Here is a 24,455-nt window from a genome sequence, read left to right as displayed (position 1 = left end):
CGTGTGTGCGCGCGCCGACACAGGAGACAGCGCTGCTATCCCACGCTCTTCCCCTGTCCCTCACCGCCGCGGCCAACACCGTGGCGGCGGGGAGCAGCAAGGCCGCCGAATTCCATGGTCCGTCGATCAACGAGTTCTTCCCGGACCCGATCTTCTTCGCCGGGACCCCGATCGAGATGGACCGCATCGTCCTCATCCGCTTGTTCGCGGTGGCCGTGCTGCTCGTCTTCGCGTTCGTCGGGACGCGCGCGCTGAAGCTGGTCCCGAACCGCGGACAGGCTTTCATCGAGTACGCGTTCGACGTCGTCCGTCGCAACACCTTCGACAACCTCGGTGAGAAGGACGGCAAGCGCTTCCTGCCGCTCCTCGCCACCATCTTCTTCGGTGTGCTCTTCATGAACCTGACGGGTCTCATCCCGTTCATGAACATCGCCGGTACCAGCCGCATCGCGATGCCGATGATCCTCGCGATCGTCGCCTACGTCGCCTTCATCTACGCGGGTCTGCGCAAGCACCCGGGCACGTTCCTCCGGAACGCGCTCTTCCCGCCCGGTGTGCCGTGGTACCTCTACATCATCGTGACGCCGATCGAGCTCGTCTCGACCTTCGTGCTCCGTCCGGTGACGTTGACGCTGCGACTCCTCATGAACATGGTCGTGGGTCACCTCCTCCTGGTGCTCTTCTTCTCGGCCACCTGGTTCTTCTTCTTCGACGCCGAGAGCCTCTTCAAGCTCTTCGGTGTCGGGACCCTGGCGTTCGGCATCGCGTTCAGCTTCTTCGAGATCCTCGTCGCGCTGCTGCAGGCGTACGTCTTCATGCTGCTGACCGCTGTGTACATCCAGCTCGCGCTGGCTGACGAGCACTGACCTACTGACCCCCATACGGCACGACATCCGTCGGGCCGCACTCGAAAGGAAAACACGTGGACGCAACGACCGTTCTCGCGGAGATCAACGGCAACATCGCAACGGTTGGCTACGGCCTCGCCGCGATCGGTCCGGCCATCGGCGTGGGCATCGTCGTCGGCAAGACGATCGAGTCCGTCGCTCGCCAGCCGGAGCTCCAGGGCCGTCTGACGACCCTCATGTACATCGGTATCGCCTTCACGGAGGCCCTGGCCTTCATCGGTATCGCGACGTACTTCATCTTCACCAACTAAGGCTTCTCGATGCAGACTGCACTCATCATCGCGGCGGAGGAGACCCACAATCCGCTGATCCCACCGGTGTACGACATCGTGTGGTCCGCGGTGGCCTTCGTCATCATCTTCCTCGTGATGTGGCGCGTCGTGACGCCGCGCATCACGAAGATGCTCGATGAGCGCACCGAGGCCATCGAGGGTGGCATCAAGAAGGCGGAGGCCGCTCAGGAGCAGGCCGCCGCTGCACTCGACGAGTACAACAAGCAGCTCGCGGACGCGCGTGCCGAGGCCTCGCGCATCCGTGAGCAGGCCCGTGCCGACGCCACCGCGATCGGCAACGAGGTCCGCGAGCAGGCGCAGGCCGATGCAGCACGCATCACCGCCAACGCCCAGGCGCAGATCGAGGCCGAGCGGCAGAGCGCGCTCCAGTCGCTGCGGAGCGAGGTGGGCACCCTCGCCCTCGACCTCGCCTCCGGTGTGATCGGGGAGTCCCTGAAGGACGACGCGAAGTCGGCTGCGGTCGTCGACCGCTTCCTCGCCGATCTCGAGGCGTCGCAGGGCCAGACGGCCGGGGAGCGCTGAGCATGCGCAGCGCCACCAGGGAAGCGCTCGCGTCGACGCGGGCGGTGCTCGCCGACCTCGGCGACGCCGTCCAGCTCGGCACGGGTGTCGAGATCCTCGCCGCAGGGCGTGCGATCGCCGGGGCGCCCCAGCTGCTCGGTCTGCTGGCCGACCCGACCGCGGACGTCGTCGGCAAGAAGGCGGTCATCGACCGTGTCTTCGGCGGTCAATCGGACGCCACGCGTGCCGTCCTGACCGCGGTGGCCGGCTCGCGCTGGTCCTCGCAGCAAGACCTGCTCGCCGGCATCGAGGACGCGGGCATCCGCGCCGTCGCCCGGACCGCATCGGCGGAGACGTCGATCGAGGCCGAGCTGTTCACCTTCGAGACCGCGGTCCGTTCGGACGCGGCGCTCGAGCTGGCGCTCGGCACCAAGCTCGGCAGCCCGGCGGAGAAGGGGGCGCTCGTGCAGCGCCTCGTCGGCTCCAAGGTCTCGCCGCAGACCACCGCGATCCTGGAGCACCTCGTGCAGCAGCCCCGTGGCCGCCGCATCGGTGAGATCGTCCGTGACGCCTCGCGCATCGTGGCCGACCAGGCCGGCAAGGTCGTCGCGACGGTCATCACCGCGACGCCGCTCTCCGACGGCCAGGCGGCACGCGTCGCCCGTGGCATCGCCGAGCGGTACGGCAAGGACGTCAGCGTCAACCAGGTCGTCGACCCCACGGTCGTCGGCGGTGTGCGCGTGCAGGTCGGTGGCGACGTCATCGACGGCACGGTGTCCACGCGCCTGTCGGAGCTCCGGCTCCAGCTGGCCGGCTGAGCGTACCGTCGAAGCCGACTCCTCCAAGTCCACAACGGGAACTGTCCCTCACCGGGCAGCATCACCCTCTCGGAGCCGAAGGGCCCCGGAAACCAACAAGGAAAATCCCATGGCAGACATCACCATCAGCCCCGATGAGATCCGTGATGCCCTGAAGGACTTCGTCTCGAACTACGAGCCGACGAAGGCCTCCACGGCCGAGGTCGGGCACGTCACCGACGCCGGTGACGGCATCGCACACGTCGAGGGCCTCCCCGGCGTCATGGCGAACGAGCTCATCCGCTTCGAGGACGGGACCCTCGGTCTCGCGCAGAACCTCGACGAGGACGAGATCGGCGCGATCGTGCTCGGCGAGTTCGGCGGCATCGAAGAGGGCCAGGAGGTCACCCGCACCGGAGAGGTCCTGTCGGCCCCCGTCGGCGACGGCTTCCTCGGTCGCGTGGTCGACCCGCTCGGCAACCCGATCGACGGTCTCGGCGAGATCCAGGCCGAGGGCCGCCGCGCCCTCGAGCTCCAGGCACCGGGCGTCATGTCCCGCAAGTCGGTCCACGAACCGCTCCAGACCGGCATCAAGGCGATCGACGCGATGATCCCGGTCGGCCGCGGCCAGCGTCAGCTGATCATCGGCGACCGCCAGACCGGCAAGACGGCCATCGCGATCGACACGATCATCAACCAGAAGGCCAACTGGGAGTCGGGCGACGAGGACAAGCAGGTCCGCTGCATCTACGTCGCGATCGGCCAGAAGGGTTCCACGATCGCCTCCGTCAAGGGTGCGCTCGAGGACGCCGGCGCGATGGAGTACACCACCATCGTCGCCGCCCCGGCCTCCGACCCGGCTGGCTTCAAGTACCTCGCCCCCTACACCGGTTCGGCCATCGGCCAGCACTGGATGTACGGCGGCAAGCACGTCCTGATCATCTTCGACGACCTGTCGAAGCAGGCCGAGGCCTACCGTGCGGTGTCGCTCCTCCTGCGTCGTCCGCCGGGCCGCGAGGCCTACCCGGGTGACGTCTTCTACCTGCACTCCCGCCTGCTGGAGCGTTGCGCGAAGCTGTCCGACGACCTCGGCGCCGGTTCGATGACGGGTCTTCCGATCATCGAGACCAAGGCGAACGACGTCTCGGCCTACATCCCGACCAACGTGATCTCCATCACCGACGGCCAGATCTTCCTGCAGTCGGACCTGTTCAACGCGAACCAGCGTCCGGCCGTCGACGTGGGCATCTCCGTGTCCCGCGTGGGTGGTGACGCTCAGGTGAAGTCGATCAAGAAGGTCTCCGGCACGCTCAAGCTCGAGCTCGCGCAGTACCGCTCGCTCGAGGCGTTCGCGATGTTCGCGTCCGACCTCGACCAGGCGTCGCGTCGCCAGCTCGACCGTGGTGCCCGCCTGACCGAGCTCCTCAAGCAGCCGCAGTACTCGCCGTACCCGGTCGAGGAGCAGGTCGTCTCGATCTGGGCCGGCACGAACGGCAAGCTCGACGAGGTGCCCGTCTCCGACGTGCTCCGCTTCGAGGCCGAGCTGCTCGAGCACCTGCGTCGCAACTCCGACGTCCTGACCACCCTCCGCGAGACCAACCAGCTCAGCGACGACACCGTCGCCGCGATGGACCGCGAGATCGACGCCTTCAAGAAGGGCTTCCAGACGAGCGACGGCAAGACGCTCGGCTCGGAGCAGTTCGACGCGGCGGACGCCGAGGACGTCGACCAGGAGCAGATCGTCAAGGGTCGTCGCTAGATGGCAGCCCAGGTCCGGGTCTACCGACAGCGCATCAAGTCGGCGAAGACCACGAAGAAGGTCACCCGCGCGATGGAGCTGATCTCGGCGTCGCGGATCCAGAAGGCGCAGGCCCGCATGGCCGCGTCCGGCCCGTACTCGCGGGCCGTGACGCGGGCCGTGTCGGCCGTGGCCACGTTCTCGAACGTCGACCACGTGCTGACCACGGAGCCGGAGACGTCGACCCGTGCGGCGGTCGTCCTGTTCACGTCCGACCGCGGTCTCAACGGTGCGTTCAGCACCAACGTCCTCAAGCAGGGCGAGGAGCTCGCCTCGCTGCTCCGCAGTGAGGGCAAGGACGTCGTCTTCTACCTCGTCGGCCGCAAGTCGGTCGGGTACTTCGCGTTCCGCGAGCGTCCGTCCGAGCGGCAGTGGATCGGTGGGACCGACCAGCCGGAGTTCTCGACGGCCAAGGAGATCGGCGACGCGGTCGTGTCGAAGTTCCTCCAGGACACGGCGGAGGGCGGCGTGGACGAGATCCACATCGTCTTCAACCGGTTCATCAGCCTGGCGACGCAGGAGCCGCAGGTCGTGCGCCTGCTCCCGCTCGAGGTCGTCGAGGGTGTGGAGGAGCCGTCGGACGGCGAGCCCCTGCCGCTCTACGAGTTCGAGCCCGACGCCGACGCCGTCCTCGACGCGCTGCTCCCGGTGTACATCGAGAGCCGCATCTTCAACGCCATGCTGCAGTCGGCCGCTTCCGAGCACGCCGCCCGTCAGAAGGCCATGAAGTCTGCGAGCGACAACGCCGACTCGCTCATCAACGAGTTCACCCGGCTCGCGAACAACGCGCGTCAGGCCGAGATCACCCAGCAGATCTCCGAGATCGTCGGCGGCGCCGACGCCCTCTCGTCGAAGAAGAAGTAGTCCGCGAACGTTCGCGGACAGATACCACCCCTCAGGAAGGCACACGCCATGACCGACACCGCCACCACCGCGGTCGAGACGTCGTCGGCGCCCGGTGTCGGACGGATCGCCCGTGTCACGGGTCCCGTCGTCGACATCGAGTTCCCGCACGACGCCATCCCCGACATCTACAACCTCCTGCACACGACGGTCTCCATCGGTGACCAGTCGCAGGAGATCGGCCTCGAGGTCGCGCAGCACCTGGGCGACGACCTGGTCCGCGCCATCTCGCTGAAGCCGACCGACGGTCTCGTCCGCGGTCAGGAGGTCCGTGACTCGGGCGCCCCGATCTCGGTCCCCGTCGGCGACGTCACCAAGGGCAAGGTCTTCGACGTGCTCGGCAACGTGCTGAACACCGACGAGAAGCTCGAGATCACCGAGCGCTGGCCGATCCACCGCAAGGCCCCGGCCTTCGACCAGCTCGAGTCGAAGACCACCATGTTCGAGACCGGCATCAAGTCGATCGACCTCCTCACGCCGTACGTGCAGGGTGGCAAGATCGGCCTCTTCGGTGGTGCGGGCGTCGGCAAGACCGTCCTCATCCAGGAGATGATCCAGCGCGTCGCGCAGGACCACGGTGGTGTCTCGGTGTTCGCCGGTGTCGGCGAGCGCACCCGTGAGGGCAACGACCTCATCGGTGAGATGGAAGAGGCGGGTGTCTTCGACAAGACCGCCCTCGTGTTCGGCCAGATGGACGAGCCGCCGGGAACGCGTCTGCGCGTGGCCCTGTCGGCGCTGACGATGGCGGAGTACTTCCGCGACGTCCAGAAGCAGGACGTGCTCCTCTTCATCGACAACATCTTCCGCTTCACGCAGGCCGGTTCCGAGGTCTCGACGCTGCTCGGCCGCATGCCCTCCGCGGTGGGCTACCAGCCGAACCTCGCCGACGAGATGGGTGTGCTGCAGGAGCGCATCACCTCGACGCGTGGCCACTCGATCACCTCGCTGCAGGCGATCTACGTGCCGGCTGACGACTACACCGACCCGGCCCCGGCGACCACGTTCGCGCACCTCGACGCCACGACCGAGCTCTCGCGCGAGATCGCGTCGCAGGGTCTGTACCCGGCCATCGACCCGCTGACCTCCACGTCGCGGATCATGGACCCCCGGTACCTGGGTGCCGACCACTACGAGACCGCGACGCGCGTCAAGCAGATCCTGCAGAAGAACAAGGAGCTGCAGGAGATCATCGCGATCCTCGGTGTCGACGAGCTCTCCGAGGAGGACAAGATCACGGTCGAGCGCGCTCGTCGTATCCAGCAGTTCCTCTCGCAGAACACGTACATGGCCAAGAAGTTCACGGGTGTCGAGGGTTCGACGGTCCCGCTCAAGGACACGATCGAGTCCTTCCGCGCGATCGCCGACGGCGAGTTCGACCACGTGGCCACGCAGGCCTTCTTCAACGTCGGTGGCATCAACGACGTCGAAGAGAAGTGGGCGCAGATCCAGAAGGAGAACCGCTGACATGGCGGCACTCACCGTGAGCGTCGTCTCGGCGGACCGCGAGGTCTGGACGGGCGACGCCACCATGGTCGTCGCACGGACGACGGAGGGCCAGATCGGCATCCTCGCGGGGCACGAGCCGCTGCTCGCCACCCTCGCGCAGGGGCAGGTCCGCATCACCCGGGCCGACGGCTCGACGGTGACCGCGGACGCCGAGGACGGCTTCCTGTCGGTCGAGCACGACACGGTCACGATCGTGGCGCGGCAGGCCGCGCTGGCGTCCTGACCGGACTGACCGTCCTCCTCCCGCCCTCGGAGACGAAGCGGGAGGGCGGGGACCGGACCCGGACCCTCGACCTGGGTGCGCTGTCCTTCCCGGAACTGGCCGACGAGCGGGCCGCGGTGATCACCGCGGCCCGCTCCGTCAGTTCCGAGGAGTCCTCCGCGCGGACGGCGCTGAAGCTCGGCCCGAAGTCGATCGGGGAGCGCCTCCGGAACCTCGAGTTGGAGACGTCGCCGACGATGCCGGCCATCGAGCGGTACACCGGGGTGCTGTACGACCCGCTCCGTGTCGAGGGAGCGGACGAGGCGACCCGTCGCTGGTGGTCTGCACACGTCGTGGTCCAGTCCGCGATGTTCGGACCCATCGGTGCCGGTGACCGCATCCCGGCCTACCGCCTGTCGCACGACTCGCGTCTCGGGGGGCTCCGGCTCGCGAAGCACTGGCCGTCGGCGGCGTCCGGCGCGCTCGGAGCGCGGTCGGACGGTCTCGTCCTCGACCTGCGGTCCGAGGGGTACCGTGCCCTCGGCCCCGTGCCCGACGCGGTGGCACTCCGGGTCGTCAGCATCGACGACGGCGGGCGGCGCAGGGCGCTCAACCACTGGAACAAGACGGCGAAGGGGCGCCTCGTCGCGCTGCTCGGCCGGACCTCGGCCGACATCGCCGACATGGACGAGCTCGTCGCGTGGGCCCGGTCGCACGACGTGATCGTCGAGCGGACCGCGGACGGCTGGGACCTGGTCGCGGAGAGCGTTGAGGCCGTGCGGGATTGATCCTGCACAGGAGGGTCCTCGCCGTCCATCCTGCACAGGGTGGCGGCGCTCTGCGATCCGTCGGGCTGCCTGTCCGTCACGATCTCGGGCATGACCTCTGCGAGACACGATCAGTCGAGACCGGACCAGACCACACAGGACCAGCCGAGCCCGGACCAGAGGAGCCGGGCACGCCCGTCCACCCCGGGGCGGTACCCCCGCGAGATCGCGGCAGCCGTCACCCTCCGGGCCGCGTGTGGGGTCCTCGTCGCATCGTCGTCGGCCGGGGAGCCCGCCGACCGCGTCGACCGCCGGAGCGCCGTCGTCGTGGTGACGGCGTGCGGCGCCCTCGCGACCCGGTTCGCGTTGATCGGTTTCCTGGCCGACCCCCGCGGTCCGGACCCGCGGGGTGTGGTGCCGTTCGACCCGTTCCGCGACCCGACCCCGCCCGCGCTCGGCGGTTCCGGACCGGCGCCGGACCGGGTCCGGTTGCGTGTTGCCGGAGACCGGTGCGCGGCGGCCTGGCGCTCGTGGCGGGCGGACGGCGCACCTCCGGGTGACGTCGCGATCGGAGCGGCGGGTGCACTCGCCCTCGGATCGTGGTGCGCGTGGGCGGTCGGCTCGTCTGCGCGGGCAGAGGTGCGTGCACGGCACGCGCTCGACGCCCGGTCCGACGACCCCCTCGCCTGGCTGGTGCTCCGAGCCGTGCGGTCCGGCTACGCGCCGGCGTGGTGGGGGAGCCACACGGGGCGGACCGGATCGTCTACGGTGGGATGACCATGGAGGCAGAGCCGGTGCGCGAGGACGATGTCGACGACACGGTGGTGCGTCCGCGCCCGGTGCCGCACAGGGACGACGACCGGTCCGCACCCGGTCCCGACGACACCGTCGTCCGTCCACGCACCTCCGTGTCGGTGGACGGCGATCCGTTCGGCGACACCGTCATCCGTCCGCGCGCCCGCACGGCGCCGACGCTCGACACGGTGGCGGCCGACGCTTCCGGCGACACCGTCGTGCGCGGGGCCAGCGTCGGACCCGTCCCCGCGGCACCCGCGCCGACGGTCGGGACCGCGCGCGCCCGCGTGCCGTCGATCCGGCTCGGCGGACGCGTCCTCCGCCTGGACCGCCCGGTCGTCGTGGGCCGGAGACCCGCGTCGCCCCGGGTGGTCACGGGTGCGGAGCCGCTGCTGATCGCGGTCTCCTCGCCGAACGGCGAGGTCTCGTCGTCACACCTGCTCGTGCACGCGGAGGGTGAGGCCGCGGTCGTCGACGACCTCCGGTCGACCAACGGCACGGTCGTCCGCCCACCCGGAGCCGCACCGTTCCGGATGGCGTCGGGTGCGTCGGTGGTCGTCCTGACGGGTACGGTTGTCGAGATCGGTGACGGCAACGTCATCGAGTTCCTGTCGCCGCACCTCCGGGTCGGACCGGACGACGTCCTCCCACCGTTCCCCTCGGTCCCCTGACGGACCGACCGACCGGCACGCCCCCCCGACCTCCAGAGAGCGACCCTGAAACCGTGACCGAACTCGGCCGAGCTGCCACCGAGCACGCCATCGACGTCCCCGGTGCCGACGGCACCCCCCTGACGCTCTCCTGGGGCGCCGCGACCGACGTCGGCAGGCGCCGCGACCACAACGAGGACAGCTACCTCGTCGGGGCACCGTTCTTCGTCGTCGCCGACGGCATGGGCGGCCACCTGGCGGGGGACCGAGCGAGTGACGCCGTCGTCCGGCGGCTCGACCAGGTGTCCGACGGCCCGTTCACCACACGCCAGCAGATCCAGCGGGCGCTGCTGCTGGCCACCGCGGACATCGAACGAGCGGCCGGCGGGAACGCGCTCGGTGCGGGCACCACGGTGACCGGCGTGGCGCTGGTTGCCGGGCAGGGACAACCAGCCGCGCTCGTCTTCAACGTCGGGGACTCCCGGACCTACCGCATCGAGGGTGGATCCCTCCACCGCGTGACGGTCGACCACTCCGTGGTGCAGGAGATGGTCGACGCGGGCCTGCTCCGGGCCGAGGACGCCGAGCAGCACCCGGACAGCAACGTGATCACGCGCGCCGTCGGGTTCGGCGAGCCGCCGGAGCCGGACTGGTGGACGCTCCCGCTGCGTGCCGGGGACCGGTACGTCATCTGCTCGGACGGGCTGACGAAGGAGCTCGGTGACGTCGGCATCGGCCGCATCGCCGCCCGCGTCCCCTCCGCCCAGGCCCTCGCCGAGCGACTGGTCGGCGACGCGGTCGTCGCCGGTGGTCGCGACAACGTCACCGTCGTCGTCGTCCAGGTGGACGGCGCTCCTGCCGACGCCGACGTCGAGGACACGCTCCCACGACACTGACACCCCCCGAAGTGGGGGATGGTGGCTCTCCACAGCGTCGCCCGGTGCGCTCGGCCGTGCCCCTGCGCTTCGTAGAATGACCTGGCCGCCAGGAACGGACGGCCGACGCTCGGCCGGGGAAGGGGAGGACGCACGTGGCCCGACGCCTGCCGTCCGACCCGCCGGTGATCGCGGGTTTCAGCCCGGTGCACGTGCTCGGCTCGGGCGGCTTCGCCGACGTCTTCCTGTACGAGCAGGACATGCCGCGTCGCCAGGTCGCGGTGAAGGTGCTGCTCGACGAGGTCGTGGACGACCGGGTGCGGCAGATGTTCCAGGCCGAGGCCAACCTGATGGCACGGCTCAGCACCCACCCGTCGATCCTCACCGTGTTCCAGGCGAGCATCGCTCCCGACGGGCGCCCGTACCTCGTCATGGAGCTGTGCTCGTCCTCGCTCAGCGAGCGCTACCGGCGCGAGCCGGTGCCCGTGTCCGAGGTGTTGGCGATCGGCGTCCGGATCGGGTCCGCGCTCGAGACCGCGCACCGCGAGGGCGTCCTGCACCGGGACGTCAAGCCGTCCAACATCCTCCGCACGGCCTACGGCGCCCCCGTGCTGTCGGACTTCGGCATCGCGGCCACGATCGGCAGCGTCGACCCCGACGAGCCCGTGGGCATGTCCATCCCGTGGTCCGCGCCCGAGGTGCTCGGTGACGAGTCCCGTGGCTCCGTCCAGTCAGAGGTCTACTCGCTCGCGGCGACCGTCTGGTCACTGCTCGCCGGCCGCAGCCCCTTCGAGATCCGCGGTGGAGCGAACTCCGCAGCCGACCTCATGGACCGCATCGACAAGGGCGGCGTGAAGCCGACCGGTCGGCCCGATGTGCCGCCCTCGCTCGAGCGGCTGCTCGCGACCGCGATGGCCCGTCGGGTCGCAGCTCGACCTGCGACCGTCATGGAGTTCGTCCGCGGTCTCCAGCAGGTCGAGGCGGAGCTCGGTCTCCCGCAGACGCCCGCTGACGTCGCGGTGGAGGCCTGGGCGGTGAGCACGCCCTCGTCCGGCGCCGAGCGGACGGTCGTGCGCGAACTGCAGCCGCCGTCGCGGGTCGGCGCCCGACGGCGGCGGCGACGTCCTGTCCAGGGCGGGACGTCCGTCGGTGTGCAGAGCGTCGGCACCGTGCACCGGACCGGATCCGCGACCCGCGCCCGACGACGCAGTCGGTCGAACCTGCTCTGGATCGGTTCGGCCGGGGCCGTGGTGGTCGCGGCACTCGCGGTGGTGGCGGTCCTGCTGGTGGGCCGGGCGGGCACGGCGTCGATCCCGACCGTGTCCGACGTCCGCGCGCAGGCCGGAGCCGACTCGGTGTCCTTCAGCTGGACGGACCCCGGGCTCCGTTCCGGTGACACCTTCGTGATCACCTCGGCCGGGGCCACGACACAGCAGACGGGGACGACCTTCGTGGTCTCCGGGACGTCCGGTGCCGAGGAGTGCATCACCGTGGCGGTGAACCGCGACGGCAAGACCGGTGCGATGAGCGCTGAGCAGTGCGGCACGATCGGAGGCGCCGGGTGATCGGCGCCTTCCTCGCAAAGCACCGCTCGGCGGCCGTGTCCGTCGGTGCTTCCGTGGTGGTGGGGGCCGTCGTGGCGACCGCGGCCGTGGTGTCCAGCGGGTACCACACGCAGCGTGTGGACCTCGGCGACGGGACGGTGTGGGTCCCCTCCGCGGAGTACGGTGCGGTCGGTCGGGCCAACACCGGCGTGCTCGAACTCAACACGGCGGTCGAGACCCCGAGCGACGACCTGTCGGTCCTGCAGCGCGGAGCGGACGTCTACAGCGTCGACGGGACGAAGGGCACGATCGCGAAGATCGACGTCGCCGACGCGACCGTCGGCGATGCCGTGACCCTGCCGGCCGGCTCACCGCAGGTCTTCTTCGCCGGTGCGACCGCGGTCGTCGGGAACGGCGACTCCGGCGAGCTCTGGGCGACGCCCGCGGCGGACCTCGCCGACTTCGACGCGGCGACGAAGGCCGACCTGACCCTCGGGGCTGACGCCGTGTTCGACGCCTCCGACGAGCACGTCGCGGTGTACTCGCCGCGCACGGGACGGGCCGCGCTCGTCGACGTCACCGCCGCGGGCCTGAGCGTCGAGCGACGGTGGAACGTCCGCTTCGACCGCGACCACGACTTCCAGGTGGCCTCGTTCGGTGAGCACGTGGCCGTGCTCGACCGCACGACCGGCGAGCTCTCCGTCGACGGGAGCACGGTGGACCTGGGGGACCGGGTGGGCAGCGCGCCCGCTCTGCAGCGTTCCTCCGACGGCTCGTCCGAGGTCGTCGTCGCCGGAACCGCCGGACTCGTGCGCGTGACGGCGTCCGGGCAGGTCGACCGCACGGCGCTCCGGGTCTCCGGGCGGGCGGCGCGTCCTGCCGTCGTCGGGTCCTGCACGTACGCGGCGTGGGGTGGCGGCCAGGCCATGGACTCCTGTCGCGGTTCGGCGCTGCAGCAGCTCGCCAGGACCGCGGACGTGGGGGACCTGCAGATCGTGCACAACGGCGAGACGGTGGTCGCGAACGACCCGCGGTCCGGCCGGTCCTGGGCCATCGACCGCAGCGGGCAGGTCATCGACAACTGGGCCGACCTGGTCGAGCAGGACGACGAGCGGCAGCAGGAGCGGGTCTCGGACGACGACCCCGAGGTCGACAAGGACCAGAAGCCGCCGGTGGCGGTCGACGACGACCTCGGTGCACGGCCGGGCCGGACCACGAGCCTCCCCGTCCTGCTCAACGACCACGACCCGAACGGCGACCCGCTCGTCATCAGCGAGGTCGGCAGCATCGACGACGCCACCGGGAGCGTCGCCGTGGTCGGCGACGGGCAACGGCTGCAGATCACCCTCGCGGCCGAGGCGGCGGGCACGGTCTCCTTCCCGTACACGATCACCGACGGCAACGGCGGTTCGGACTCCGCGACGGTGCGCGTCACCGTCCGTCCGGACTCCGAGAACGAGCCGCCGCGTCAGGTCCGCAGCACCTCCGCCGACGTCGTGCAGAACGGCCACGTCGTCACGAACGTGCTCGCCGACTGGGTGGACCCCGACGGCGACCCGGTGTACCTCGAGTCCGCATCGGCCGACGGCGACCAGGTGTCGACCACGCCCGACGGCCTGCTCGACTTCCGCAACGCGAGCGGCCGGACGGGCGAGCGTGCCGTCCAGCTCGTCGTGAGCGACGGACGCGAACGCGGTCGCGGGGCGATGACCGTCCGCGTCGCGGAGCAGGGGCGCGTCCCGCTGCACGCGGACCCGTTCGCCACGCAGGGCTACGCCGGCAAGGCGTTCACGGTGGACCCACTCGCGCACGTCCGTGGCGGCAACGGCACCGTGACGCTGACGAGCGTGTCCTCCGCGGCCGGTCTCATCGTGACCCCGTCCTACGACGCGGGCACCTTCCGGGTGCAGGGTGACGGAGCGGGCGACCACCAGCTCGAGTACACCGTGACCGACGGTACGAAGACCGCGAGCGGCGTCGTGCGCATCACGGTGCTCGCTCCGCCTGACGCCTCGACACCGCCCATCACCACTCCGAAGACCGTCTTCGTGAACACGCTGTCGACGAAGGACACCGACGTCACCGCGACCGACACCGACCCGGCGGGTGGGGTGCTCATGGTCACGGCTCTCGACGGGCCACCGCGGGGGAGCGGTGTCCAGGCCAGTGTCCTCGACCAGCACGTCGTCCGCGTCACGCTGACCGCACCGCTCGATGGGCCCGTGTCGTTCCGGTACACCGAGTCGAACGGTCTGGCCACCGCCACCGGCACCATCACCGTGGTCGAGATCCCCAAGCCCGACCGGATCCAACCCCCGGTCGCGCAGGCGGACTCCGCCACGGTGCGCGTGGGTGACGTGGCGGAGATCGACGTCCTCGCCAACGACACCCAGCCGGAGGGCCAGCCCCTGACGCTCGCCCCCGACCTCGTGCAGAACGTGCCGGGCGACGGCGGTCTGCTGTTCGTGTCGGGCGACCGGCTGCGCTACCTGGCGCCGGACACCCCGGGCAACCACACCGCCGTCTACCGGGTCGCCGGCCCCGACGGTCAGTACGCCGACGCCACGGTCTCGATCTCGGTGCGCGAGCGGGACGCAGCGACGAACAACCCGCCCGTCCCGGAGACCGTCACCGCGCGCGTGGTCGCCGGGCAGGCGGTGCGCGTCACGGTCCCGCTCAACGGCATCGACCCCGACGGTGACTCGGTGCAGCTCGTGGGTGTCGCTGACAACCCGGACAAGGGCTCGGTCAGCGACGTCGCCGCCGACGCGCTGACGTACGACGCCGGTGACTACTCCGCAGGCACGGACGAGTTCAGCTACACGGTCGTCGACGCCCTCGGGGCCCGTGCGACCGGGATCGTTCGGATCGGCATCACGCCCCGCGCCGAGCAGGCCGGGAACCCGATCGCGCAGGCGGACCACGTCACGATCCGACCGGGAGGGTCGGTCACGGTGCGGGTCCTGCAGAACGACTCGGACCCCGAGGGCGGCCAGCTCCGGGTCACCGCCGCCGACCCGACGACGTCCGGTGTCGGCGCGGAGGTCCTGCACCGCAGCCAGGTGCGGGTCACGCCGCCGCGCTCGGCGACCGAGGGCGACTTCGCCGTGCTCTACACGGTGGAGAACCCGAGCGGCGGGTCGAGCACGGCCTTCCTCACCGTGACCGTGGACCGCGACGCGGCGCCCCTCCGCCCGGAGGTCGAGGACACGACGCTCGACCTGCAGGACGTCCTCCGGCGCCAGAGCGTCACCGTCGACGTGCTGCGGAACGTCTTCTTCGCCGAGGGCTCGACCTCGCGGCTCCGGGTGGGCGTCGTCGACGGGTACGGCGACACCGCGAGCGTCACGCCGGATCGTCGAATCACGGTGCGGCTCACCGACGCGTCACAGGTGATCCCGTTCTCGGTCGCCCGGTCGGACCACCCCGACGTCGTCTCGTACGGGTTCATCCACGTGCCGGGGTTCGACGACGCGCTGCCCCAGGTGGACCGGACCGCCGGCGTCATCACCGTCAGGAGCGAGGCGACGGTGCGGATCCCACTGGACAGGTACGTCGTCACGGCGAACGGCCGGACCGCGCAGATCACCGACCGAGGGACGGTGAAGGCGACGCACGCGAACGGGCAGGACCTGGTGGTCGACCGTTCCACGCTGCAGTTCACGTCGTCGAAGCTCTACTACGGCAACGCCTCGATCTCGTTCGAGGTGACCGACGGTTCGAGTGCGAACGGGGGGAAGGGCCGTGTCGCGACACTCGTGCTGCCGATCAAGGTGACCCCGCGGTCGAACCAGCCGCCGGCGTTCACCGGCTCCGTCCTCGACATGCAGCCGGGGGAGTCACGGACGATCGACCTCACGAAGCTGACCGACTACCCGTACCCGGACGACCTCCGTGAGCTCCGGTACTCCGTGGTGAGCCGACCCGACGCGGGCACGACGGCCACGGTACAGGGCCAGCAGCTCCGGATCAGCGTCGCCGAGAACGCACGCAAGGGCACGACCGCCTCCATCGGCATCGGCGTCGCGGACGACGCCAACGCCGGTCGATCCGGTGTGGTGCAGGTCGGTGTCGTCGGGTCGACCCGACCGCTCGTGCAGCCCGCGGCCGACCGGGCCGTGGTGGAGCGGGGGCGGTCGTCCACCATCGACGTCCTCGCCAACGACCGGCCGACCAACCCCTTCCCGGACGAGCCGCTGCGCGTCGTGGCGATCCGCGGGCTGTCGGGCGGGCTGCCCGCGGGTGTCAGCGTGACGCCGAGCGCCGATCGGTCTCGCCTGCAGGTGTCGGTCTCGGGCACCGCGAAACCGGTGGACGCGCACCTGCAGTACCAGGTCGCGGACGCGACCGACGATCCCGACCGGTACGTCTGGGGCGACGTCACGATCTCCGTCCAGGACGTGCCGGACGCACCGGGTGCACCGAGCAGGACGGGCACCTTCCAGGGCGGCCGGGCGACGCTCTCCTGGTCGGCGCCGCAGGCGAACAACGCACCGATCACCGGTTACCGGCTGCAGGGGACCAACGGCGTCGCGAAGGACTGCGGGACATCGACGGTGTGCACGATCACCGGGTTGGACCCGACGGCGTCGTACCGGTTCTCGGTCGTCGCGCGGAACGCGGTCGGCGACTCGGAGCCGTCCGTGACCTCGGCGCCGATCAGTGCCGACTTCGTGCCCGCGGCGCCGAAGGGACTGCGCGTGGTCCCCAGCAGCGTGACACCCGACCAGCTCGACGTCAGCTGGAGTGCCGTGAGCACGCCGAACGGCGGGTCGGCGGTGACGAACTACGTGGTCTCGGTCGCCGGCCCGGGACTCGCGACGGCACGGAACGCGGGGACGGCGACGAGCGTCTCCTTCCCTGGAGCGCAGAGCGGTGCGGAGTACACCGTGACCGTCTCGCCGCGGAACGCCGCCGACCGTGACGGGAGCCCCGTGCAGTGGAACGAGGCGTCGGCGACGGGGACGGCCGTGGGGGTTCCTACAGCGGTCTCTGTCGGAATTCCGTACACCGATGCATCCTCAGGACGCACCGTCGTGAGCGTGGACCATTCACCTTCCGACGGACAAGGCGCGCCGATACAGAGCTACGTCCTCGTCAGGGTTGCTGGTGCTGTCTCGTGTGGGCCTGTCGCGGGAGGCACCGAGGTCGACTCGACGGGTCCGGCGGGTGGCACCCTCCGCGACCAGAACGTGCCGGATGGGAGTTCGGCCAGCTGGGTGGTCGTGGCTACGAACACCTTCGGGTTCTGCAGCGTGAGCAGCGCGACCCAAAGCGTCACCAGTTACGCGACCCCGGGCGAGGCGAACGCGCCGGACGTCAGGATCGTGAAGACGTCGGAAGGTGTGTACCAGGTGCAAGTCGATACTCGCGGCGTGCAGTCCGGCACGGCTGATCACTACCGCGTCCGGTACAACGGGGGCTCTTGGGTGGACGAGCCGTCGACTCCGACCGATGCCCTGGGCTACGGGACCCCGGTCCGCGTTTCGGTCCAGGGATGTCGTGGGCCGAGCGACTCGTACTGTGGGACAGCGTCCCCCGCGTCCGATCCGGTCACGCCTGTGCTTACGCGGCCGAGCGCGGTGCAAGCAGAAGAAGGCAAGCCGCTGTCCGTCACGGATCCTCAGAACGGCGGGCTCGTGCCGACTTACGTCGTCGAATTCGACGGTGAGAAGCTCGACGATGAGCAGCGCCCTTACACGACGACCTCGGTCGTTCCGACGAACCCCCTCTCGCCTCTCGTGACGACCCGCGTTCGCATCACAGTGATGATCGGCGGTCAACAAGATGTGTACGAGTACACCGCGGGGCCGGCGAGGACTGCACCGCCACCGTCTTCCACCGGTTGATCTGTGACAGTTGTACCTCCCCGCAACGCCCCCGAGAACGAGGACCCCACCGCATGAGCATGACCCCCGAGCAGGCCACCTGGTTCGCCGACGTCGCCGGCCGCATCGTGACCAACGTCGAGCAGGTGCTCCTCGGGAAGACGTTCGTGATCCGTCTCGCCGTCACGGCGATGCTCAGCGAGGGGCACCTGCTCCTCGAGGACGTCCCGGGCACCGGCAAGACGAGCCTCGCGCGCGCGATGGCCCAGAGCGTGCAGGGGTCGACGAACCGCATCCAGTTCACGCCCGACCTGCTGCCCGGTGACATCACGGGCATCAGCGTCTACGACCAGCGCACGCAGGAGTTCGACTTCCACCGCGGCCCGGTCTTCGCGAACATCGTGCTGGCCGACGAGATCAACCGTGCCAGCCCCAAGACCCAGTCGGCCCTGCTCGAGGCGATGGAGGAAGCCGCGGTCACCGTGGACGGCGTCAACCACCGGCTCGCCGCGCCGTTCATGGTCATCGCGACCCAGAACCCCGTCGAGCAGGCCGGCACCTACCGCCTGCCGGAGGCGCAGCTCGACCGCTTCCTCATGCGCACCTCCATCGGGTACCCCGACCACGCCGCGACGGTGCGCATCCTCGAATCCTCCTCGGCGCCGTCGGCGTCGGTCCCGCTCGCGAGCGTCGTCCCCGCGGCGACGGTGACCGAGATGGCCGCCCTCGCGCGCACGGTGCACGTCGACCCGACGATCGCCGACTACGTCGCCCGTCTGGTGGACGCCACCCGTGCCGCGAGCGAGGTCCGACTCGGCGTCAGCGTGCGCGGCGCCATGGGTCTGGTCCGTGCGGCCCGCGTCCACGCTGCGGTGCAGGGGCGGCACTACGTCACACCGGACGACGTCAAGGCGCTGGCCGTGCCGGTGCTCGCCCACCGTCTCGTGCTCGACGCCGAGGCGGAGTTCGACGGCGTGAGCGCCACCAGCGTCGTCGCGCAGCTCCTGGTCGAGACCCCGCCGCCGACCGACCGAGCGGTGTCGTGACCGACCACCGTCCGAGCGTCACCCGGTCGCAGCGCGCGGCGACACGGTCGCGCCGCGGCGCGGCCGTGCCGGACCGGACGAGCACCGTCGCCGGCCTCACCAACGTCCGCACCCGGCTCGTCGGGGACCGCGAGGGCGTGGCCGCGGACGCCGTCGTCGGTGCAGCGAAGGCATGGACCTCGTTCTGGAGGCTCGTCCTCCGCGGGTGGGCGGAGCTCGCCTCGGTGGTCACCGGCCTGGGATGGACGGTCGCCGCCGTCACGCTCCTGGCGTTCGTCGTCGGGTACCGCTACGGGCTGCGCGAGGTCGTCGTGGTGGGCTTCGCCGGCGCGGTCCTCGTGGCGGTCGCCGCGATCGCCCTCATCGGCCGCTCACGGCTGCTGGTCCGCATGCGGCTGCCGCAGCACCGGGTCGCCGTCGGTGACGACGCAGGGGTCGTCGTGACGGCGGAGAACCCCGCGCGCCTGCCGTCCGTACCGACCACCGTCGAGGTCCCGGTCGGCGCTGGTCTCGTCGACGTCGCGATCCCGGCCGTCCCACCACAGGGCGCCTTCGAGCGACAGGTGCCCGTGCCGACGGCTCGGCGGGGCGTCCTCGACGTCGGGCCGGTCACCGGCGTTCGGGCGGACCCGGTCGGACTGGTCCGGCGCGAGGTGGTGTGGACCGCCCGGGAACAGGTCATCGTCCACCCGCGCACGATCGCGATCCCGTCCACGAGCACGGGCCTCGTGCGCGACCTCGAGGGGCAGGCGACGACGGACCTCTCGCCGGCGGACATCGCCTTCCACGCCATCCGCGAGTACATGCCGGGCGACGACCCCCGGACGATCCACTGGAAGTCGACTGCGAAGTCCGGATCGCTCATGGTGCGGCAGTTCGAGGACACACGGCGCTCGCACCTCGTCGTCGCGCTCGCCACCGGTCGCACCGAGTATGCGGACGAGGACGAGTTCGAGCTCGCGGTGAGCGCCGCGGCCTCCCTCGGCACACGAGCCGTGCGGGACGGCCGCGAGGTCTCGGTCGTCGTGTCCGAGCGCACGCCCGAGTACGCGAAGCGCCCGGTCCGCGCGGTGCACCCGCTCCCGACGGTCACACCGACACGACTCCTCGACGAGTTCGCCACGGTCGGTCTGTCGGACGCCTGCCTGCCGATCGCGGAGGTCGCGCGGATCGTCGGGTCCGACACCGCCGGCATCTCCGTCGCCTTCCTGGTGGTCGGTTCCACGGTCGGACTGTCCGCCCTGCGGCTCGCGGCGACGCGGTTCCCGGTCGGGGTGGAGGTCGTGGCGGTGACGTGCGAGCCGGAGGCCCAGCCGCGGTTCCTCCGCATCGCCGGCCTGACCGTCGTGACGATCGGCTACCTGGAGGACCTGCGCCAGGCGCTGCACCGATCGGCGGCAGCATGAGCGCTCCGTCGACCGCGCCGACACGGCGGCGGACACGACGGGCGGAGCGTCGTTCCGACCGGCGGCGCGCACCGATGCGTCACGCGGGTGGGACGCTCGTCGTCTGGCTCCTGGTCGCCGTCGCGAGCACGGCGTGGTGGCCGGTGCACCGCGACGGGTCGATGATCACCGCCGGCGTCACCGCGGTGGTCGCGGGTACCGTCGTCGCCCTCGTCGGCACGGCCGCGCGCCTGCCCGCCGTGGCGGTCGGCGCGTCGACCGTCGCCGTCTTCGCCCTGACCGGCGTGCCGGCGGCGGTCCCGGCGCAGGCCGCGGGGCTCCTGCCCACCGGCTCCGGTCTGGTCGACCTCTTCGCCGGGGTCGCGCTCGACTGGAAGCGGCTCGTGACCATCAGCCTCCCGGTCGGGTCGTACGAGTCGTTGCTCGTGCCCTACTTCGTGACGACGCTCGTCGCGACGGTGGCCGCCGTCAGCCTGGTGACCCGCGCCTCCCGTCCGGAACTCGCGAGCGTCCCCGCGCTCCTGCTGTTCGCGGCGGGCGTCGTCGTGGGACCGAGCCGTCTCGACGTCTCGGTGGTGACCGCGGTCGGGCTCGGCGGTGTCGCCCTCGTCTGGGCGCTCACGGTGCGACACCTGCGCCGTGCGGTCGCGGTGGCGACCACGGTCGGCACGCCCGTGCCGGTGTGGCGGTCGGTGGCGCGTCCTGCGCTCGTGGGGACCGGGACGATCCTCGTCGCCGCGGTGGTCGCGACCGGGCTCGGACTCGTCGCGCCGCCGACGGTCGCGCGCACCGTCGCGCGCACCGACGTCGTGAAGCCGTTCGACCCGCGCGACGAGGTGAGCCCGCTGAGCGCGTTCCGGTCGTACGAGGAACCCGATGCGGCGGAGGCGACGCAGCTGCGTGTGTCCGGGCTGCCCGCGGGTGGCTTCGTGAGGATCGCGACACTGGACACCTACGACGGCGTCGTCTACCGGGTCGGCGGGGAGGACGGCTCCGCTGCTTCGGGCACGTTCGAACGGGTGCCGACGGCAGTCGACGTCAGCGGTGTCCGAGGGAGCGACGTCCGGGTCGGGGTGGACGTCGACCGCTACCGTGGGGTCTGGCTGCCGACGGTCGGGGACCTCGAGTCGGTCTCGTTCCGCGGAGCCGGAGCGGCCCGTGACCGCGGCGCCTTCTTCTACAACCGGTCCACCGCCACGGGGGCGGTGGTCGGCGGCGTCGGAGCCGGCACGCGGTACGACCTCGAGGCCGTCCTCCCGGACCAGCCGAGCGACGAGCAGCTGGCGACGGCACGACCGGGCCCGGCCGACGTGCCGGCGCCCACCGGTGTGCCGGACGCCGTCCGGGAGCGTGTCGAGGCGACGACCGGCGATGCGGCGACCGACGGTGCGAAGCTCGTGGCGGCGATCGCGGCGCTCAAGCGCTCCGGGTACGTCAGCCACGGGGTCGGCGACGACCGCGCGAGCCGCTCGGGGCACGGCGCCGACCGCATCCAGGAGCTCCTCACCTCGCCGCTCATGATCGGCGACCAGGAGCAGTACGCCGTCGCCGCCGCGCTGATGGCTCGGGAACTCGGGTTCCCGGCGCGGGTCGTGATGGGGTTCACCCCCGGCGGCGACTCCGGGGGAGCGACGTCCGGCGGTGGCCCTGGCGGCACGACGACGCTCCGTGGCTCGGACGTCACCGCGCGGGTCGAGGTGGACACCGCCCAGTGGGGCTGGGTGACGATCAACCCGAACCCCGTGGTGCGGGAGATCCCGGACGAGCAGGACCAGACGCCGCAACCCGTCACCCGGCCGGAGACCATCGTGCCGCCGCCTCCCGCCGAGCAGCAGGACCAGGACCAGCAGGCACCCCCGCAGAGCGACCGGGACACCCCACCGGTGCAGCCGCTGTGGCTGCAGATCCTGCTCGCGGCGCTGCCGTGGGTGCTCGCGGCCCTCGGTCTCGTCGCCCTCGTGCTCCTGCCGTCCGCCGTGGTGGTCACGCTCAAGCGGGTGCGCCGCCGGCGACGGCGACGGGCACCCACCCCGCGTGCGCGGGTCGTCGGAGCCTGGGACGAGTACCGTGACGCCCTCGTCGACCGCGGGCACGAGGTCGGGCGTGCTGCCACGCGGCGCGAGGTCGTCGCCGGTGCGCCCGGCGAGGGCGGAGCGGGACTCGCGGCCCTGGCCGACCGGACCGTCTTCGGCCCGGACGACGTCGACGCCGCCACCGCCGACCGGATGTGGGCGGCGAGTGGGGCCGCCGTCGAGAGCCTGCGACAGGGGCGGACGCGGCGGGAACGCTGGCGCGACGCCGTCTCGCTCCGGTCGCTCCGGCACGGAGCCGCGCGGGCATCCACCCCGCAGCGGACGGGGACGGTCGGCACGACGGGTGTCGCCCTGCTGGTCCGTGGCGGCCAACGTCGTCGCGGGGGCCGTGACTACGATGGGCGGGAAGCCGGCGAGTGTCGTGGACGGCTGAGTGAGGACAGAGGCGAACCGTGATCAGATGCGAACACTGCGGCTCGGTGCTGCCCGACGGGGCGATCTTCTGCGGTGAGTGCGGGCGATCGGTGAACGTCTCCGCGAACCGCCGGCCCGCACCGGCTGCGCCCGTGGACGACACGCCGCCGCCGCCGCTGCGCCAGCCGGACCAGCAGGGCCGCCACCCCGACCCCGCATCCGAGGCGTGGCTGCCGGAAGCGACGCTCGACCCCGCCACCCGCGCGTGGCTCACGGGCGAGGACCGCCAGCGCGGCGGCTCGGTGCCGGCCGAGCGACCATCCGTTCCCCGTGTTCCCCGGACCCCCACGGCCGAGCGCGCGGCGACCGAACCGTCGCCGGATCCACAGCAGGCCCCGGCACGTTTGGACCGTGGCGCCCCCGGCACCCGCGACCTGGTCGGCAGTGACGGTTCCGAGCCCGCTGACCGTCCGGACGTCGCTGACCGTACCGACGTCACCGACCGTGCGGACTCCGTCGAGCGCCCGGGCTCCGTGGAGCGCCAGGACGCCACCCCCGCGGGCGAGCCACTGCCGACGTCGGACGTGACGGTCCTTCCGGAGCCGTCGCTCGATCCCGACGCACAGCCCGTTCCGGCGGAGGACCGCGCGAGCGCCACCGCCCCTGCGGCACTCCCGCGTGCGGAGGAGCCTGCCGGTCAGGACGTCGACGACCGTGGAGCGTCCCTCGACCCCGCTCTGCCCGCAGAACCGCGCGAGGCGCCGGTGTGGGCCCCGCCCGCGCAACAGGTCCCCGTCGCGCCGTCGCGCCCGTCCTGGTGGGTCGGCCGGAGCGCGTCGGAGGCGACCACGACCGACGGTCAGGAACGGCAGGACGACCTCACCGACCAGCGACCGCAGCCCGGCGACACGGCCGTGGTCGAGCCGCTCGTCGACCGCCGCCCGGCACCGACCCCGCTCGTCGCTCCGGGGAGCGGGCCGGCCGCGTGCCCGGTGTGCGGGCACACCCTCGAACCCGACGACATCTTCTGCGCGGAGTGCGGTGCCGTCCGACCGACGGTGACCGCGGCCTTCACCGGACCGGTGGTCCCGCTGCCGGTGGCCCGTCCGGACTGGGCGGCCGACGGAGAACTGTCCAGCGACGAACAGCCCGGCGACGAACAGCCCGGCGACGAACAGTCCGGCGACGAACAGCTCGGCGACGAACAGCCCGGTGACGAAGAGCCCGGAGCCGAACTGCGCGCGGACGGAGCGCGCGGCGATGTCCCGAGCAACGGGGCACCGAGTGAGCAGCGCCGTGGGCTGCGGTCGGACCTCCCGGGAGACGAGGCCGCGCCACCGAGCGACGGCGTCGGCGATGCCGACGTCCCGGTCGCGCCCGACACGACACCGCGCACGCCGGTGCCGCGAACATCGGGACTGCGTCTCCCCGGGCGCCGTCGCCGGGCCGCAGCTGCAGCCGCGGCCGCGGCCGCGGCCGACCCTGCCGGCGACGCCGCCACGGGGGCGCCGGCAGCTCCTGCGTCGCCGACAGTCCCTTCGTCCGCACCCCGCCACGGTGCCGACGCAGCCCCGCAGGTGCCGACCGCCGCACCGCTCCCGCCGCTGCCGACCGCGGAACCGTTCTCGCCGCTGCCGACCGCGGCACCGCTCCCGCCGCTGCCGACCGCGGAACCGCTCCCGCCGATGCCGGGCGCGACCGGTCCGGTGCTCCCCGCCGTCGGGCAGTCGACCGCCCCGACGAGCGGCGAGGCAGCTCCCGACGACGACGAGGACGTCGAGGAGACCCGCATCGTCGAGGCGAGCGCGACGAACGCCCCCTTCGTCCTGCACTTCAGCACGGGTGAGCGCTCTGCCGTCCGAGGCACCGGGTTGCTCGGACGCCTGCCTCGTCCGCAACCGGGCGAGCGGTTCGACGACCTGCTCACGGTTCACGACCCGGGCAAGTCGGTGTCGAAGACGCACCTCGAGCTCGGTCGCGACGCCGACGACCTGTGGGTGTCCGATCGCTTCTCCGGCAACGGCACGGTGATCCGGCACATCGACGGCAGCATCCGGCGGTGCGAGCCAGGGCGTCGCTACCGCGTCGAGCGTGGGGCACGAGTCGACATCGGGGAGCAGTTCTTCCTCGTGCAGTGACCGCCCGTCGACGGACGCGGTTGCCCGCCGCGCCGGCCCTCTCCGCGCCGG

17 protein-coding genes and 1 pseudogene are annotated in these 24,455 nt (G+C 71.6%); all 18 read left to right on the top strand.

Annotation, left to right across the window (positions count from 1 at the left end; translation table 11 throughout):
• The first annotated feature begins 80 nt into the window (after positions 1 to 80).
• The 18 genes and pseudogenes from atpB (at position 81) to DEJ22_RS08550 (ending at position 24,404) form a co-directional block, all read left to right on the top strand.
• On the top strand, positions 81 to 866 hold the full coding sequence (atpB, locus tag DEJ22_RS08630) for a F0F1 ATP synthase subunit A (protein ID WP_111226179.1): 786 nt from the start codon (positions 81 to 83) through the stop codon (positions 864 to 866).
• Positions 867 to 922: 56 nt separating this feature from the next.
• Entirely contained in the window at positions 923 to 1,159 is a 237-nt protein-coding gene (gene atpE / locus DEJ22_RS08625) for an ATP synthase F0 subunit C (protein ID WP_027465781.1), read from the top strand.
• Between the two features lie 9 nt (positions 1,160 to 1,168).
• The gene (locus DEJ22_RS08620; protein ID WP_111226178.1) at positions 1,169 to 1,723 is read left to right on the top strand and encodes a F0F1 ATP synthase subunit B; all 555 of its coding nucleotides are present in this window, start codon (positions 1,169 to 1,171) and stop codon (positions 1,721 to 1,723) included.
• 2 nt (positions 1,724 to 1,725) lie between these two features.
• On the top strand, positions 1,726 to 2,520 hold the full coding sequence (locus tag DEJ22_RS08615; RefSeq protein WP_111226177.1) for a F0F1 ATP synthase subunit delta: 795 nt from the start codon (positions 1,726 to 1,728) through the stop codon (positions 2,518 to 2,520).
• 109 nt (positions 2,521 to 2,629) lie between these two features.
• The gene (gene atpA, locus DEJ22_RS08610) at positions 2,630 to 4,258 is read left to right on the top strand and encodes a F0F1 ATP synthase subunit alpha (protein ID WP_111226176.1); all 1,629 of its coding nucleotides are present in this window, start codon (positions 2,630 to 2,632) and stop codon (positions 4,256 to 4,258) included.
• Positions 4,259 to 5,161, top strand: a complete 903-nt coding sequence (locus tag DEJ22_RS08605) for a F0F1 ATP synthase subunit gamma (protein ID WP_111226175.1) — start codon at positions 4,259 to 4,261, stop codon at positions 5,159 to 5,161. It abuts the gene before it with no gap.
• Between the two features lie 48 nt (positions 5,162 to 5,209).
• Positions 5,210 to 6,664: a F0F1 ATP synthase subunit beta gene (gene atpD, locus DEJ22_RS08600; protein ID WP_111226174.1), complete on the top strand. Its 1,455-nt coding sequence runs from the start codon at positions 5,210 to 5,212 to the stop codon at positions 6,662 to 6,664.
• A 1-nt stretch (position 6,665) separates the two neighbouring features.
• Complete coding sequence (locus DEJ22_RS08595) at positions 6,666 to 6,929, top strand: F0F1 ATP synthase subunit epsilon (protein ID WP_058729238.1); 264 nt, start codon at positions 6,666 to 6,668, stop codon at positions 6,927 to 6,929.
• On the top strand, positions 6,926 to 7,696 hold the full coding sequence (locus tag DEJ22_RS08590; RefSeq protein WP_349775162.1) for a YaaA family protein: 771 nt from the start codon (positions 6,926 to 6,928) through the stop codon (positions 7,694 to 7,696). The genes DEJ22_RS08595 and DEJ22_RS08590 overlap by 4 nt, the downstream gene beginning before the upstream one ends.
• Before the next feature lie 752 nt (positions 7,697 to 8,448).
• Positions 8,449 to 9,141, top strand: a complete 693-nt coding sequence (locus tag DEJ22_RS08585) for an FHA domain-containing protein (protein ID WP_111226171.1) — start codon at positions 8,449 to 8,451, stop codon at positions 9,139 to 9,141.
• A gap of 53 nt (positions 9,142 to 9,194) precedes the next feature.
• The gene (locus tag DEJ22_RS08580; protein WP_258379534.1) at positions 9,195 to 10,016 is read left to right on the top strand and encodes a PP2C family protein-serine/threonine phosphatase; all 822 of its coding nucleotides are present in this window, start codon (positions 9,195 to 9,197) and stop codon (positions 10,014 to 10,016) included.
• 134 nt (positions 10,017 to 10,150) lie between these two features.
• On the top strand, positions 10,151 to 11,560 hold the full coding sequence (locus DEJ22_RS08575) for a serine/threonine-protein kinase (protein ID WP_181430672.1): 1,410 nt from the start codon (positions 10,151 to 10,153) through the stop codon (positions 11,558 to 11,560).
• Positions 11,557 to 17,388 (top strand): Ig-like domain-containing protein, encoded by a 5,832-nt coding sequence (locus DEJ22_RS08570; RefSeq protein WP_111226170.1) that lies wholly within the window; start codon positions 11,557 to 11,559, stop codon positions 17,386 to 17,388. The genes DEJ22_RS08575 and DEJ22_RS08570 overlap by 4 nt, the downstream gene beginning before the upstream one ends.
• Before the next feature lie 53 nt (positions 17,389 to 17,441).
• Positions 17,442 to 18,413 carry an AAA family ATPase gene (locus DEJ22_RS08565; RefSeq protein WP_111226169.1) on the top strand — a complete coding sequence of 324 codons (972 nt, stop codon included), beginning with the start codon at positions 17,442 to 17,444 and terminating at the stop codon, positions 18,411 to 18,413.
• Entirely contained in the window at positions 18,410 to 19,819 is a 1,410-nt protein-coding gene (locus DEJ22_RS08560) for a DUF58 domain-containing protein (protein WP_111226168.1), read from the top strand. Before DEJ22_RS08565 ends, DEJ22_RS08560 begins: the two co-directional genes overlap by 4 nt.
• Positions 19,820 to 19,893: 74 nt before the next feature.
• Positions 19,894 to 22,308: a transglutaminase TgpA family protein gene (locus DEJ22_RS08555; RefSeq protein WP_111226167.1), complete on the top strand. Its 2,415-nt coding sequence runs from the start codon at positions 19,894 to 19,896 to the stop codon at positions 22,306 to 22,308.
• Positions 22,305 to 22,373 (top strand): annotated as a pseudogene (locus DEJ22_RS15835) (zinc-ribbon domain-containing protein); the annotation flags it as partial. The gene DEJ22_RS08555 and the pseudogene DEJ22_RS15835, both read left to right, overlap by 4 nt.
• A gap of 45 nt (positions 22,374 to 22,418) precedes the next feature.
• On the top strand, positions 22,419 to 24,404 hold the full coding sequence (locus DEJ22_RS08550) for an FHA domain-containing protein (protein WP_146241673.1): 1,986 nt from the start codon (positions 22,419 to 22,421) through the stop codon (positions 24,402 to 24,404).
• Positions 24,405 to 24,455: the final 51 nt, after the last annotated feature.

It is taken from the genome of Curtobacterium sp. MCSS17_007 (assembly GCF_003234175.2).
In the GTDB taxonomy this organism is placed as follows: Bacteria; Actinomycetota; Actinomycetes; order Actinomycetales; family Microbacteriaceae; genus Curtobacterium.
Note: the sequence above shows the minus strand (reverse complement) of the source record. Positions and strands in the feature narration are given on the sequence as shown.